Annotated in this window: 13 protein-coding genes; 9 read left to right on the forward strand and 4 right to left on the reverse strand. The window is 72.4% G+C overall.

Features of this window, described 5'->3' with window-relative positions:
- The first annotated feature begins 27 nt into the window (after window positions 1–27).
- A complete protein-coding gene (locus BMZ82_RS28715) occupies window positions 28–1098 on the forward strand; it encodes an adenosine deaminase (RefSeq protein WP_093780306.1) in 1071 nt (356 codons plus the stop codon).
- On the opposite strand, the gene BMZ82_RS28720 is transcribed toward BMZ82_RS28715, so the two are convergent.
- Complete coding sequence (locus tag BMZ82_RS28720) at window positions 1080–1595, reverse strand: mycothiol transferase (RefSeq protein WP_093780307.1); 516 nt, start codon at window positions 1593–1595, stop codon at window positions 1080–1082. The genes BMZ82_RS28715 and BMZ82_RS28720 overlap by 19 nt on opposite strands.
- A gap of 25 nt (window positions 1596–1620) precedes the next feature.
- The gene (locus tag BMZ82_RS28725) at window positions 1621–2502 is read right to left on the reverse strand and encodes a LysR family transcriptional regulator (protein ID WP_093780308.1); all 882 of its coding nucleotides are present in this window, start codon (window positions 2500–2502) and stop codon (window positions 1621–1623) included.
- 110 nt (window positions 2503–2612) lie between these two features.
- Here BMZ82_RS28725 and mgrA point away from each other — a divergent pair, with 110 nt between their 5' ends.
- The 5 genes from mgrA to BMZ82_RS28750 all read left to right on the forward strand — a co-directional run bounded on the left by mgrA (window position 2613) and on the right by BMZ82_RS28750 (window position 8320).
- Window positions 2613–3605 (forward strand): L-glyceraldehyde 3-phosphate reductase, encoded by a 993-nt coding sequence (mgrA, locus tag BMZ82_RS28730; protein WP_093780309.1) that lies wholly within the window; start codon window positions 2613–2615, stop codon window positions 3603–3605.
- Window positions 3606–3902: 297 nt separating this feature from the next.
- Complete coding sequence (locus tag BMZ82_RS28735) at window positions 3903–4313, forward strand: hypothetical protein (RefSeq protein WP_093780310.1); 411 nt, start codon at window positions 3903–3905, stop codon at window positions 4311–4313.
- Between the two features lie 89 nt (window positions 4314–4402).
- The gene (locus BMZ82_RS28740) at window positions 4403–6742 is read left to right on the forward strand and encodes an ABC transporter ATP-binding protein/permease (protein ID WP_093780311.1); all 2340 of its coding nucleotides are present in this window, start codon (window positions 4403–4405) and stop codon (window positions 6740–6742) included.
- Window positions 6743–6752: 10 nt separating this feature from the next.
- Window positions 6753–7325, forward strand: a complete 573-nt coding sequence (locus tag BMZ82_RS28745) for an SH3 domain-containing protein (RefSeq protein WP_256252159.1) — start codon at window positions 6753–6755, stop codon at window positions 7323–7325.
- The gene (locus BMZ82_RS28750; protein ID WP_093780312.1) at window positions 7325–8320 is read left to right on the forward strand and encodes a serine/threonine-protein kinase; all 996 of its coding nucleotides are present in this window, start codon (window positions 7325–7327) and stop codon (window positions 8318–8320) included. Before BMZ82_RS28745 ends, BMZ82_RS28750 begins: the two co-directional genes overlap by 1 nt.
- Window positions 8321–8327: 7 nt before the next feature.
- Here the strand turns inward: BMZ82_RS28750 and BMZ82_RS28755 are convergent, their stop codons facing one another.
- Complete coding sequence (locus tag BMZ82_RS28755) at window positions 8328–9587, reverse strand: streptophobe family protein (protein ID WP_093780313.1); 1260 nt, start codon at window positions 9585–9587, stop codon at window positions 8328–8330.
- 283 nt (window positions 9588–9870) lie between these two features.
- Between BMZ82_RS28755 and BMZ82_RS28760 the strand changes: the two genes are divergently transcribed.
- Both BMZ82_RS28760 and BMZ82_RS28765 read left to right on the forward strand, forming a co-directional pair.
- Window positions 9871–11235, forward strand: coding sequence for a DUF6777 domain-containing protein (locus tag BMZ82_RS28760; protein WP_256252161.1), 1365 nt, complete (start codon window positions 9871–9873; stop codon window positions 11233–11235).
- Window positions 11236–11356: 121 nt separating this feature from the next.
- Entirely contained in the window at window positions 11357–11809 is a 453-nt protein-coding gene (locus BMZ82_RS28765) for an ATP-binding protein (protein WP_093780314.1), read from the forward strand.
- 22 nt (window positions 11810–11831) lie between these two features.
- On the opposite strand, the gene BMZ82_RS28770 is transcribed toward BMZ82_RS28765, so the two are convergent.
- Complete coding sequence (locus tag BMZ82_RS28770; protein ID WP_093780315.1) at window positions 11832–12719, reverse strand: RNA polymerase sigma factor SigF; 888 nt, start codon at window positions 12717–12719, stop codon at window positions 11832–11834.
- Window positions 12720–12954: 235 nt separating this feature from the next.
- On the opposite strand from BMZ82_RS28770, the gene BMZ82_RS28775 reads away from it, so the two are divergent.
- Window positions 12955–13224, forward strand: a 270-nt coding sequence (locus BMZ82_RS28775; RefSeq protein WP_143098927.1) for a helix-turn-helix domain-containing protein, incomplete at its 3' end; no start/stop codon positions are given.

Here is a 13224-nt window from a genome sequence, read left to right on the forward strand (position 1 = left end):
CTGAACCACCTGCCGAGGAACACGCACATGACCGCGCCCCACATCGACACCGACACCCTCCGCCGGCTCCCCAAGGCCGTCCTGCACGACCACCTCGACGGCGGCCTGCGCCCCGCCACCGTCGTCGAGCTGGCGGACGCGGTCGGCCACCCGCTGCCCACCACCGACCCCGACGAGCTCGCCGCCTGGTACTTCGAGGCCGCCAACTCGGGCGACCTGGTGCGCTACATAGCCACCTTCGAGCACACCCTCGCCGTCATGCAGTCCCGCGAGGGCCTGCTGCGCACCGCCGAGGAGTACGTCCTCGACCTCGCCGCCGACGGCGTCGTCTACGGCGAGGTGCGCTACGCCCCCGAGCTGATGCTGAACGGCGGGCTGACCCTCCCCGAGGTCGTCGAGACCGTGCAGGAGGGGCTCGCGGCCGGTATGGCGAAGGCCGCCGCCGCCGGTACCCCCGTCCGGGTCGGGACCCTGCTCTGCGGCATGCGCATGTTCGACCGCACCCGGGAGACCGCCGACCTCGCGGTCGCCTTCCGGGACGCGGGCGTCGTCGGCTTCGACATCGCCGGCGCCGAGGACGGCTTCCCGCCCGCCGACCACCTCGACGCCTTCGCCCACCTGCGCCGCGAGAACGTGCCCTTCACCATCCACGCCGGCGAGGCCCACGGCCTGCCCAGCATCCACCAGGCCCTCCAGGTGTGCGGGGCCCAGCGCATCGGCCACGGCGTGCGCATCACCGACGACATCGTCGACGGCAAGCTCGGCCGCCTCGCGGGCTGGGTGCGCGACCGCCGTATCGCGCTGGAGATGTGCCCGACGTCCAACCTCCAGACCGGGGCCGCCACCTCCATCGCCGAGCACCCGATCACCGCCCTGAAGGACCTCGGCTTCCGCGTCACCCTCAACACCGACAACCGGCTGGTCTCCGGCACGACGATGACGCGCGAGATGACGCTGCTCGTCGAGGAGGCGGGCTGGAGCGTCGAGGACCTGCGCACGGTCACGGTCAACGCCCTCAAGAGCGCGTTCATCCCGCACGACGAGCGCAAGGCCCTCATCGAGGACGTCGTCCTGCCGGGTTACGCCGCCGCGCTCTGAAGCAGCCCGCGCACATAGGCGGCCTGGCCGACGTGCTCCAGATCGTCGGCCAGGACGCTGACCAGCCGTACGCCCAGCGTGACCGGCGGATCCCAGCGCACGTCCACGACGCGCTCCAGGTCCGCCGCCGTCAGCTCGCGCAGCGCCTTCAGGCTCTGCGCGTGCACGGCGTCGTAGTACCCGGTCAGCAGCAGGCCGTCGGCCACCCGCACCTTCGCGACCTGCGCCGCGCTGTGCCCGTACCCGGTGTCCTGGCGCGGCAGGTCCAGGCCGAACCGTTTCTCCCAGTCCTGGGCCAGCCACACCTGGTCGAGCCCGAAGGCGTCGGCGAGATGGTCGTCCTGGACCCGGGTGAGGTGCCAGACCAGCCAGGCGATCGAGTTGGCGGCGGGGGCGGGCCGGGCGTGGAGGCCGTCGGGGTCCAGCCCCTCCACGGCGGCGTGGACTTCTTCCTGGATGCGGTGGTACCCGTCGATGAGAATGTCCTTGGCATGCATACGTCCACCATGGCGCAGCCCGCGCTCACGCGCTCCCCGTTTCCAGCAGCGCCATGAGCGCCCGGGCCGCCGGACTGGTCGCCCGCACCGGCGGCAGCAGCGCGACCGTCTCGTAGGCCGCCTCGCCGGTGCCCTTGAGCGGCAGTGCGGTGAGCGCCTCCCGCTTGTGCCGGAAGTGCCGTGGCACGACCGCCACGCCGAGGTTCTCGTCCACCAGGTCCAGCAGACTGTGCACGTCGTTGACCTCCAGGGCGACCGTGCGCCGCACCCCCGCCCCGGCGAACGCGGCGTCGGTGGCCCGCCGCGGCCCCCAGTCCGGGTGGAAGTCGACGAACACCTCGCCCGCCACGTCCTCGGGCGTCAGCGCCGCCGCCCCGGCGAGGCGGTGGTCGGGATGGCACAGCACGTACATCGGCTCGGTGGCCAGCGGCGCGCAGCGGAGCTGGTCGCTGTCGCTCTGGGTGCGGTAGGCGAACGCCAGGTCGAGCCGGCCGGCCGCCACCTCCTCGCCGAGCGCGCCCGAACCGGTCTGCCGCAGCCGGATCTCCACGTCCGGGTGCAGCCGCCGGAACGCCGCCAGCAGCCCCGCCACATGCACCCCGGCGATGCACTGCTCGGTGCCCACGGCGAGGGTGCCGCGCACCACGCCCTGCACGGCGGCCACCGCCTCGTGCGCCGCCCGCACCTGCGCCAGGATCCGCTCCGCCTCGGACAGCAGCGCCCGGCCCGCCTCGGTCAGCGTCACCCGCCGGGTGGTCCGTACGAAGAGGGGGGCGCGCAGCTCCCGCTCCAGTGCGCGGATCGACGCCGACAGGCCCGACTGGGACACCATCAGGCGTTCGGCGGCCCGGGTGAAGTGCTGGTCCTCGGCGACCGCGACGAAGTGCTGAAGATGGCGCAGTTCCATGATTGAGAAGCCTAGCCGCACAATTCCATCGGATTCTTCTGTTGGACCGCTGTACGACCCTCGGGAACAGTGGACCCGGAAGATCGTGGGCCAACCTTGATGGAGTCGCGTTGTACACCGCACACCCCGACCGTTACGCGGACATGCCCTACCGGCGCACCGGACGCAGCGGCCTGAAGCTTCCCGCGCTGTCGCTCGGCCTGTGGCACAACTTCGGCCCGGACCGCCCGGTGGATACCCAGCGGGCCATCCTGCGCCGCGCCTTCGACCTCGGCGTCACCCACTTCGACCTGGCCAACAACTACGGCCCGCCGCCCGGCGCAGCCGAATCCGCGCTGGGCGCGGCGCTGACGGCCGACTTCGCGCCGTACCGCGACGAGCTGGTCATCTCCACCAAGGCCGGCTACCTGATGTGGCCCGGCCCGTACGGCGAGTGGGGCTCGCGCAAGTACCTGCTGTCCTCCCTCGACCAGAGCCTGACCCGGATGGGCCTGGACTACGTCGACATCTTCTACTCGCACCGCCCCGACCCGGAGACGCCCCTCGAGGAGACGATGGGCGCTCTGCACACGGCCGTCCAGCAGGGCAAGGCGCTCTACGTCGGCGTCTCCAACTACTCCGCCGAGCAGACCCGCGAGGCCGCCCGCATCCTCGGCGAGCTGGGCACCCCGCTCGTCATCCACCAGCCGCGCTACTCGATGCTCGACCGCCGCCCGGAGAGCGAGGGCCTGCTCGACGCGCTGGACGAGCTCCAGGTCGGCTCGATCGTGTTCTCGCCGCTGGAGCAGGGCCTGCTGACCGGCCGCTACCTGGACGGCATCCCGGAGGACTCGCGGGCGGCGAGCGGCAGCCCGTTCCTGAACTCCGACGCGCTGACCGAGGAACTGGTCGGCAAGCTGCGGGCCCTCAGCGACCTCGCCCGCTCCCGCGGCCAGTCCCTGGCCCAGCTCGCCCTGGCCTGGGTGCTGCGCGGCGGCCGGGTCACCTCGGCGCTGGTCGGCGCGAGCAGCGCCCGGCAGCTAGAGGACAGCGTCGGCGCACTGGCCAACCTGGACTTCGACGCGGAGGAACTGGCCGCGATCGACGCGGTGATCAACGGCTGAGCCGCTCCGGCAGGCGGACGGTCCCTCGGCCGCCCGCCTGCTTTCCGGCTTTTCCGCAGGACGGCCGTGAATTCGCCATTCAGCGTTCCGTTTGTGTCTGTGTTCCTGCCGGACCAACGGGCCCGAGGCCTGCCCCATTTCGGCCATGAGCGGCGCTGGATATGCCAACAGACTGGCCGGAAAGCCATGGTGACAGTGTTTCGGTAGTGAACATACTCGAACGTCAGGGTAGTTCACTCAGAGGAGCCGCACGGAAAGCGAGGCACCACCGGCAAGCGAGCACCGGGGGAGAGGGTCGTGCACGACGAATTCCTGTGCCATGTCACCGCGTACGGCGTCTGTGACGGTCGGCGCATCGGCGTACCGCTCGGCACCTACCGGGCGCCGACGCTGGCGCTCGCCCTGTGGTGGCTGCGGGATAGGGCCTCCTGGATGGCCGAGCGGCTGGATCCCCGGCCCGAGAGCGAGCACTTCCCGGCGGGCGCCCTGGTCCCGGTCGCCGCCACCGTGCCGGACGTGCCCGCGCTGCTGCGGGCCTGGTGCGCCGACATGGCCCGACAGGATCTGGTGGCCGACGAGTTGGCGGGCGGGCGGCTGGTGCGGATCGCGGTGAGCGACGAGACCACCGAGTACGAACTGCTCGCCGAGTCCGTCGACGCCCTGCGCATGCAGCGGATGGTCCCGGCCCTCGTCCTCCCCGTCGGCTGACACCGACCGACCGACCGACCGACTGACCGACCGCCCGGTCCCGCGCCGCCCATCGGGCGCACATGGGTACGAATCGATAGAATTCGGTCATGGTTGAGCGGCCGATCTCCTCGACTGAGCCCGAACTCGTGCTGGAGACCGAGACGGGCACCACCGTGCTGATCCCGGGCCACGACTACCACGTCGGCCGGGATCCACTGAGCGACATCTTCATCGACGACACCCGCGTCTCCTGGCACCACGCGGTGTTGCGGCCCGACGGCGGCCACTGGACCATCGAGGACGAACACAGCACCAACGGCACCTACGCCGACGGCCGCCGCGTCCACGAGTGGGGCGTCGGCCCCGGCACCGTGATCCACTTCGGCAGCCCGTCCGACGGGCCGTACGCCGCCCTGTCCGGCCGCCCCGCGCCCGCGCCGCAGCGCCCGTCGGCCGTCTCCATGCCCGCCCTGACCGGCACCTTCCGCCAGCCCACGTCCGTCCGGCCGCTGTCCTCGCGCACCGTCCGCATCGGCCGCGCCACCGACAACGACCTGGTCGTCGACGACCTGATCGTCTCGCGCCGGCACGCCGAACTGCGCGGACTGCCCGACGGCGGCCACGAGATCGTCGACCTGGGCAGCCACAACGGGACCTACCTCAACGGCCTGCCCGTGACCAGCGCCCCGCTCGGCCCCGGCGACATCGTCGGCATCGGCCACTCGGCGTTCTGCCTGGTCGGCGACGAACTCCAGGAGTACGTCGACACCGGCGAGGTCTCCCTCGACGTACAGGACCTGACCGTCGCCGTCGACCGCGGGCGCAAGGTCCTCCTCGACGACGTGTCGTTCCCGGTGGGGGAGAAGTGCCTGCTGGCGGTCGTCGGACCCAGCGGCGCGGGCAAGTCCACCCTGCTGAACGCCCTCACCGGACAGCGCCCCGCCGACCACGGCACGGTCGTGTACGACGGCCGCGACCTCTACCGCGACTACGCCGAGCTGCGCCAGCGCATCGGACTGGTCCCGCAGGACGACATCCTGCACGCCCAGCTCACCGTGCGCAGCGCCCTCGGCTACGCCGCCGAACTGCGCTTCCCCCAGGACACCGCCAAGGCCGAGCGCCGGGCCCGGGTCGAGGAGGTCATCCGCGAACTGGGCCTCGAACAGCGCGCCGACCAGCCCGTGCACAGCCTCTCGGGCGGCCAGCGCAAACGCGTCAGCGTGGCCCTGGAGCTGCTGACCAAGCCGTCGCTGCTGTTCCTGGACGAGCCGACCTCCGGCCTCGACCCCGGCATGGACCGCTCGGTGATGCACATGCTGCGCGGCCTCGCCGACGACGGCCGCACCGTCATCGTCGTCACCCACAGCGTCCTCAGCCTCGACGTCTGCGACCGGCTGCTGGTGCTCGCGCCCGGCGGCCGGATCGCCTACTACGGGCCGCCCGAGGACGCCCTCGCCTACTTCGCCTTCGAGCAGTGGCCCGAGGCATTCGAGGCCTTCGAACGCGACCAGGACCGGGACTGGGCGGGGGACTACCGCGAGTCGCCGTTCCGTCGCCAGTACGTCGTCAACGACAGCGAGCAGCCCCTGCTGCCCCGCTCCGGCCCCGTGATCATGCTGCCGCCGCCCCGGCCGCGCAGCCGGGGCGCTCAGCTCGGCACCCTGGTCCGCCGCTACTCGGCCGCGCTCGCCGCTGACCGCACTTTCCTCGTGATCATGATCGCCTTGCCCTTCGTGATGGGCGCCATGGCCCGCGCCCTGGCCGGCGGCAAGCTCGACCAGGAGCATGTGATGGACGCGCTGCTGATCCTGTGCGTGGGCGGCGTGCTGACCGGCGCGGCCAACGCCGTGCGCGAACTCGTCAAGGAGCGCGTGATCTACCAGCGGGAACGCGCCGTCGGCCTGTCCAGATCGGCGTACCTGCTGTCCAAGGTCGTCGTCCTGGGCACGATCACCGTCGTCCAGGCGGTGGTGCTGACCCTCGTCGCGCTGCTCGGCGTGGACCTCAACGCACCCGGCGGCGAAGGCGTGTTGATGCCACCGCTCATCGAGATCACCGTCGCCGTCGCCCTGTTGGCGTTCACGGCGATGATGCTCGGGCTGCTGGTCTCCGCCTTCGTGCGCAAGGAGGAGGTGACGATGCCGCTGCTGGTGCTGCTCGCCATCGTCCAAGTGGTTTTCTGCGGCGCTCTGTTGAAGCTGCACGACGTGCCCGGTCTGGATCAGGTGTCCTGGCTCGTGCCCTCGCGGTGGGCGTTCGGCGCGATGGCCGGCACCCTCGGACTGGCCCGGATCGTGCCCGGCGACAAGACGAGCGACCCGCTGTTCGAGCACTCGGCCGGCGTGTGGCTGCTCAACATCGGGATGCTCGTCGTGCTGTCGCTGGCCTGCGGGTTCGCCGTCTCCCGGCTGCTGCGCCGGCACGAGCCCGCCGTGATGCGGAAGTAGGGGCGGTGCGATGACGACTCCCGGATTCCGGCCCACGCACGTCGTCCCCCAGCACGGCATGCCCGCCTGGGAGGCCCCCGACCCGGCCCGCCCCACCGTGCCCCTCGACCCGCTGCTGCCCGTCAAGCTCACGGAGCGGCGTGGCGACTGGGGGCGCGTGCTGTGCTCCAACGGCTGGTCGGCCTGGGTGGACGGCCGCCACCTGGTCGCCGTCCCGCAGGACCCGCCCCGCTCCGACGGCCCCCTCGCGCACGCCGCCGACCCGCGCCCTCTCCTGGGCCGCGCCGAACAGGCCCTCGCCCGCTACCGGGCGGCGGTGGAGGAACTGGCCGACGGCGGCCTCGACGGCGAGTCCTTCCGCCGCCGGACCCACGGACTGCGGATCGGCGTGGTCGTCGACGGCGAGGACGTGTGGCTGTACGACCTCGCGCGCAGACGCTGGCTGTACGGCGACGGCAGCCGCCTCAGCACGTACGCGACGGACGAGCCGCCCGACGCGCCCGACCCGCAAGGCCCGGACGGCCCGGCCGAGGACCGGGACTACACCGCCACGCGGATCGTGGACGTCGACGGAGGGCCCTGATGTCGCACGGGACGAGCCCGTTCTCCGGCCGGTCCGCCGAGCTGATCGGCCGCCAGGTCGCCGGCTACCGCATCGAGCGGGAGATCGGACGCGGCGGCATGGCCGTCGTCTACCGCGCCCGTGACCTGCGGCTGGACCGGACCGTCGCACTGAAACTGCTCGCCCCGGAGCTGGCCCGCAACGACACCTTCCGCAAGCGCTTCACCCACGAGTCGCGGGTGGCGGCGGCCATCGACCACCCGCACATCGTGCCCGTCTTCGAGGCGGACGAGACCGACGGGGTGCTCTACATCGCCATGCGGTACGTCGACGGGAGCGACCTGCGCCAGCTCCTGGACCGCGAGGGCCCGCTGCCGCTGCCGACGGCCGTGCGCATCGCCGCGCAGGTCGCCTCCGCGCTGGACGCCGCCCATGAACACGGGCTGGTCCACCGGGACGTCAAACCCGGCAACATCCTGGTCTCCCGGGGCACCGACAGCGACCACCCCGAGCACGTCTACCTCACCGACTTCGGCCTGACGAAGAAGTCGCTGTCACTGACCGGGTTCACGACGGTCGGCCAGTTCGTCGGCACCCTCGACTATGTCGCCCCCGAGCAGATCTCCGGCCGCCCGGTCGACGGCCGCTGCGACGTCTACGGTTTCGCCTGCGTGGTCTACGAGTGCCTCGCGGGCCGCCCGCCCTTCCTCCGCGACGACGACATGGCCCTGCTCTGGGCCCACCAGAACGCCGACCCGACCCCGCTGACCGAGGTCCGCCCCGACCTCCCGCCGTACCTCGACGCGGTGTTCGCCCGCGCCCTCGCCAAGAACCCCGAGGACCGCCACCCCACCTGCGCCGCGTTCGTCGCCGCGGTGCGGGCGAAGGGCACCGGCGGGCACCGGGCGGTCCACGCGCCGACGGAGCTGGTCGCCACCCCGGCGACGAAGCCCACACCGACGCCTCCGCGCTGGGCGCGACCGGTCTTCCCCGGCGACGGGCCTGAACCCTTCTAGAACCCTTCTAGCCGCTCCGGCGGCGCAGCAGCCCCGCCGCCAGCCCGCCCAGGAAACCGGCGACCAGCCCCCACAGCGCGGCGAAACCCAGCGCCGACCACACCTCGGGGCGCAGGAACAGCTCCCCGGACAGATTGCCGCCCAGATCGCCGAGGCCCAGCACGGAGAGGCCGTAGCGCGCGGAGATCCGGCCGAGCAGACAGACCGTCAGCACCGTGAGCACCAGCGCGACCGCCAGGTGCACGGCGTGCTGCCAGGCGCGCATCCGGGGCGGCGAGTGGGCCGCCATCGAGAACCCGGCCGCCAGCAGCAGCACCGCGTTCACGGCGACCAGCCACCACACCCGGCCGTCGTGCTCGGCGAGCGTGCCCAAATTCAGCTCGGCGGTGTCCCGGCCGCGCAGCACCTCGTCCAGGACGTGCGGCATCGGCAGCCCGAACGGCCCCTGCACCCGGCCGTTCCAGGTCGCGCCGAGCCCGATCGTGAACGTCAGCCACATCAGGTTGGGCATGCCGAGCAGCACCACCGCGAGGGTCTCGGCGGCGTGCCCACGGGTCGCCGCGACGACCAGCGCCGCCACCACGCCCAGGGCGACCCAGGCGAGCAGCAGCACGACCATGGCGTGCGCGACCGGCCGCACCGACTCCTGGAAGCGCAGCAGCCGGGGCGGCAGCGGCGCCCCGCGCGAGACCACCAGGGCCAGCACCAGCACCCCGGCCAGCCACAGCAGCCCGATCACCAGGGTGAGCGGCACGTCGGTGGTGAAGCCGACCTCGGGACTGACGCCGAACAGGTCACCCAGGTCGCTCAGCGTGTCGTCGCCGAGGGAGAGCTTGAAGGTCTGGCGGGCGGCGAGGGCAAGACCGAGCAGACCCAGCAGCCACACGACGGCGATCCGGGCCGCCCACCAGGCCAGTTCCGCCGCGCCGGCCACCGCCCGGTGCCGCAGCGGGCGCAGGAATCCGGCGCCGACGACGAGTGCCCCCACCAGGGTGACGGACAGCGGGATCACCGTCAGACCGGCCTGGGTGTCGGCGAGCCCGCCGGCCTTCCCGGAGAGTTCGACCGTGCCCCCGACGGCGGTGACGACGGTCGCCGCGACGACCCGGGGGAACGCGCCCTGCGGCAGGTCCGCGGCACCGGCCGCCCACAGTCCCAGCGCGGCCACCACCCCCATGGCGATCAGCCCGGCCAGCGCCGCGGCGACCGCCTGCACCCAGCCGTGGTGGCGGGAGACTGCCTGGTCATAGGGGGTGGGGGAGCTCACCCTGCCCACGCTAAGCAGCAGTGGCGGAGCGCGCCCGTCGGGAGGGGCCGGGGGAGGGCCGGGGCAGGGCCCGGGCGCATGGCCGGGGGTGCGGCCGGAGGAGCGGCCGAAGGAGCGGGCGTCGGCTCTCGGCTTGCGAGCGATGACGGATCGGAGCACACAATGGGTGCGTTGTGGAATAAAACGGCGCATAGCGACCAGGTCGGTCCGAGTCATCGGCCGGCCGGTGACCCGGTCACCCGGTCGCGTGAAGCGCCGCGGGAAACCCACGTCGGGAGTGCTCGTGAGTGTCGAACCTCCGTCTTCCGGCCGCTCCTCGGGGCCGCCCACGGAACCCACCGGGCGGCCCGCCGGGCGACCGGCCGGCCCGCCCTCCGGCCCGCTGTCGGGTCCCTCCCAGCCGCCCTCGGGCCCGCCGTCCGAGCCGCCGCCCACGGGCGGCTCCCCGACGGGCGGCGACGGCTGGGAACCGCGCAGGCCCTGGTGGAAGTCCGCGCCGAGGGTCGCCCTGATCACCACGGCGGTCGTGGCCGCGACGGCCCTCGCCCTGGTCCTGACGCTGCCCGGAGGCGGCGGCTCCGACCAGGCGGGCGAGGTCTTCATGCAGACGCCCACCGACCCGGGCCCCAACAGCTTCACGCCCAACACCGCGAACGCGGCGGCCGCGTCGAGCGCCTCCGCCACCCCGTCGCCCGCCGCCACACCAGGCAACACCGTCCCCGGGGTCAGCGGCGGGCAGCCCGGACTGTACGGCGGCACCCTCAACGTCTCCAGTTGCGACGTGGAGCTCCAGATCAAGTACCTCCAGCAGGACCCCGCCAAGAACAAGGCGTTCGCCTCCGTCGCCGGGGTCGACCCCACCCAGGTCCCCGACTACCTGCGCTCCCTCACACCCGTGCAACTGCGCCTGGACACCCGGGTCACCAACCACGGCTACAAGGACGGCGCGGCCACCGCCTTCCAGGCCGTCCTCCAGGCCGGCACGGCGGTCATGGTCGACGGGCGCGGCCTCCCCCGGGTGCGCTGCGCCTGCGGCAACCCGCTGACCCCGCCCGTCGCCCAGCAGTCCGGGTACAAGCGGACCGGCCACACCTGGTCCTCGTACAACCCCTCGACGACGGTCGTGGTCAACCCCTCGGTGACGGTGGTCGACGTCTTCGTGCTCTACGACCCGCACCCGGGCCACCACTGGATCGCCCGCAAGCCGGGCGGCAACGTGCACCACGACAAGCCCACCCGGCCGCCGGCCAGGCTGACGCCGTCCATCACCGTCAGCACCCCGGGCCTGCCGACGTGCGTCTCGCCGCCCACCGGCGCCGCGACCGGCAAGCCGGGCTGTCTGCCGCCGTCGTCCGAGTCGCCCTCGAAGTCCCCGTCCACGAAGTCCCCGTCCACGAAATCGCCGTCCTCGGAGTCCCCGTCCAGCAAATCGCCGGCCCCGAAGCCGGAGAGCTCCGAGCCCCCGCCCTCGACGCCCCCGTCCTCGGGACCCGGGTCCGCGGAGTCGGACTCGGGGCCGTCGGAGCCGCCGAGTTCGCTGTCCGACCTCACGGACGAGCCGGAGAGCTCCCTCTCCTCGCTGTCGCAGGCCCCGTCATCGGAGGGCGTCGCCGACCGGTCGTCGGCCGCTCTGTCGTCCGCCGTGTGAGCAACCCCATGGCCGCCGCCCGCACCGGGCGGTGGCCGACGGGGACTGCGCGGCGCGGCACGGGGTACGAGCACAGGTGCACAACAGCGTCCGGCCAGTCCGGCCTCCGAGAGAGAAACGCATGATCGAGCACCTGGACGGGGCAGTGGTACGGACCGGCTTCGACGTACCCGTGGAACCCCTGCGGCGGGCGGCGCACTACACCGGTGAACCCGGCTGCATAGCCGAGGCCCGTTCCTTCGCCGCCCACTTCGTCGACCAGCTCAGAACGGAGTGGTGCGCCACGATCGGCGACCGCGCGAGCGGGGACGTGCTGCTGGTCGTCAGTGAACTGGTCACCAACGCCGACCGGCACAGCAACGGGCCGTACATCCTCGAACTGGAGGGCGCGGACGCCTCGGTCACGGTGTGCGTGTACGACAGCAGCGACGCGCTGCCCCTGCGGTTCCCGAGGGACCCCGAGCGCGTCGGCCGGCACGGTCTGGAGATCGTGCACGCGCTGGCGGCGGAGGTCACCGCCGAGCGCGTGCCGGTCGGCAAACGCGTCCGCGCGCTGCTCAGATTCGACGACTGAGCGTTCGGAGCCGTCAGAGCCCTCAGGCGCAGCCCAGCTCGCCCAGCATCCCCTGGCGCAGCCGCGTGATGATCCGCTTGATCAGCCGGGACACATGCATCTGCGAGCAGCCGAGCCGTTCGCCGATCTCCGACTGGGTGGCCTCCTCCACGAACCGCAGATGGATGATCTCCCGGTCGCGCTCGCTGAGTTCGGCCATCAGCGGGGCCAGCGAGTGGAAGTCCTCGACGAGCCGCAGCCCGTCCTCCTCCACGCCGATGAAGTCGGCGAGAACCGACTCGCCGTGCTCCGGGCCGTCGCCGGTCAGTGCCGCGTCGAGCGAGGAGGAGTTGTAGCCGTTGGCGGCGATCTGCGCCTCCACCACCTGGTTCTCCGCGAGGTTCATCAGCGTGGCCAGCTCCGCAACCGTCGGCTCCCGGTCCAGCCGGGCGGCGAGTTCGTCCCGGGCCTTGGCCAGCTCGACGCGCAGCTCCTGGAGCCGGCGCGGCACGTGCACCGCCCAGGTCGTGTCCCGGAAGAACCGCTTGATCTCACCGACGATGTACGGCAACGCGAAGGACGTGAACTCCACCTCGCGCGAGATCTCGAACCGGTCGATGGCCTTGATCAGGCCGATCATCCCGGTCTGGACGATGTCCTCCATGTCGTCCCCGCGACCGCGGAACCGGCCGGCCGCGAACCGCACCAGCGACATGTTCATCTCGATGAGCGTGTTGCGCGCGTACTGGTGTTCGTGCGTGCCCTCCTCGACCACGGCCAGCCGCTGGAAGAACTGGCGGGACAGCTCCCGGGCGTCGCGCGGAGCCACGCTCCGCGGTGCCTCTATTCCTGGCAGCGGTGCGCCGTCCGTCCTGGTCACGGGGGTGTTCTCGACGGCCTTGGCCTCCGACCGGATCACGGCGGTCTGCATTGCCTCTCCCTCGAACGTCACGGCTCGGCGTCTGGTGCTCTCGGTCCGTGAGCGGACCCGAACACACGAGCCCGCTCAGGGTGCGGGTACCCGGTCCGGGCCGACCCATGCGTACGGGATTCCGGGATTCCGGCACGGATTCCACCGAGGGCGCAACGCCGGGGCCCTCCCGGTCGCGGCCCGCTCTCCTAAGAGCTGTCCCGTAACTGCTGGTCACGGATGAGATGATCTTGCCGTGTCTGGTGTGATCACGGCGTCGGAGCCGTCCTGGATAGCCCCGTTCACCGGGCTGAGCCCGCGTCAGTTCGGCAAGCTGATCACCGCGTTGCGGCGTGAGGGTGCAGACCCGGTCCGCAAGGGCCGGCCGTGGAGCCTGCCACTGGAGGACCGAGTCCTGCTGGTCGCCGCGTACTGGCGGACCAACCTGACCCTGCGCCAACTGGCGCCGCTGTTCGGGGTGTCCAAGTCCGCGGCCGACCGGATCGTCGATCACCTCGGCCCGGCG

The sequence above is a fragment of the Streptomyces sp. yr375 genome, from assembly GCF_900110755.1.
In the GTDB taxonomy this organism is placed as follows: Bacteria; Actinomycetota; Actinomycetes; order Streptomycetales; family Streptomycetaceae; genus Streptomyces.

What these genes read in the sequence shown, in the direction of transcription:
- BMZ82_RS28715 (WP_093780306.1), top strand. Translation starts at nt 28, where the DNA reads ATGACCGCGCCCCACATCGACACCGACACCCTCCGCCGGCTCCCCAAG.
- BMZ82_RS28720 (WP_093780307.1), bottom strand. Translation starts at nt 1,595, where the DNA reads ATGCATGCCAAGGACATTCTCATCGACGGGTACCACCGCATCCAGGAA.
- BMZ82_RS28740 (WP_093780311.1), top strand. Translation starts at nt 4,403, where the DNA reads ATGGTTGAGCGGCCGATCTCCTCGACTGAGCCCGAACTCGTGCTGGAG.
- BMZ82_RS28765 (WP_093780314.1), top strand. Translation starts at nt 11,357, where the DNA reads ATGATCGAGCACCTGGACGGGGCAGTGGTACGGACCGGCTTCGACGTA.
- BMZ82_RS28770 (WP_093780315.1), bottom strand. Translation starts at nt 12,719, where the DNA reads ATGCAGACCGCCGTGATCCGGTCGGAGGCCAAGGCCGTCGAGAACACC.
- BMZ82_RS28725 (WP_093780308.1), bottom strand. Translation starts at nt 2,502, where the DNA reads ATGGAACTGCGCCATCTTCAGCACTTCGTCGCGGTCGCCGAGGACCAG.
- BMZ82_RS28750 (WP_093780312.1), top strand. Translation starts at nt 7,325, where the DNA reads ATGTCGCACGGGACGAGCCCGTTCTCCGGCCGGTCCGCCGAGCTGATC.
- BMZ82_RS28745 (WP_256252159.1), top strand. Translation starts at nt 6,753, where the DNA reads ATGACGACTCCCGGATTCCGGCCCACGCACGTCGTCCCCCAGCACGGC.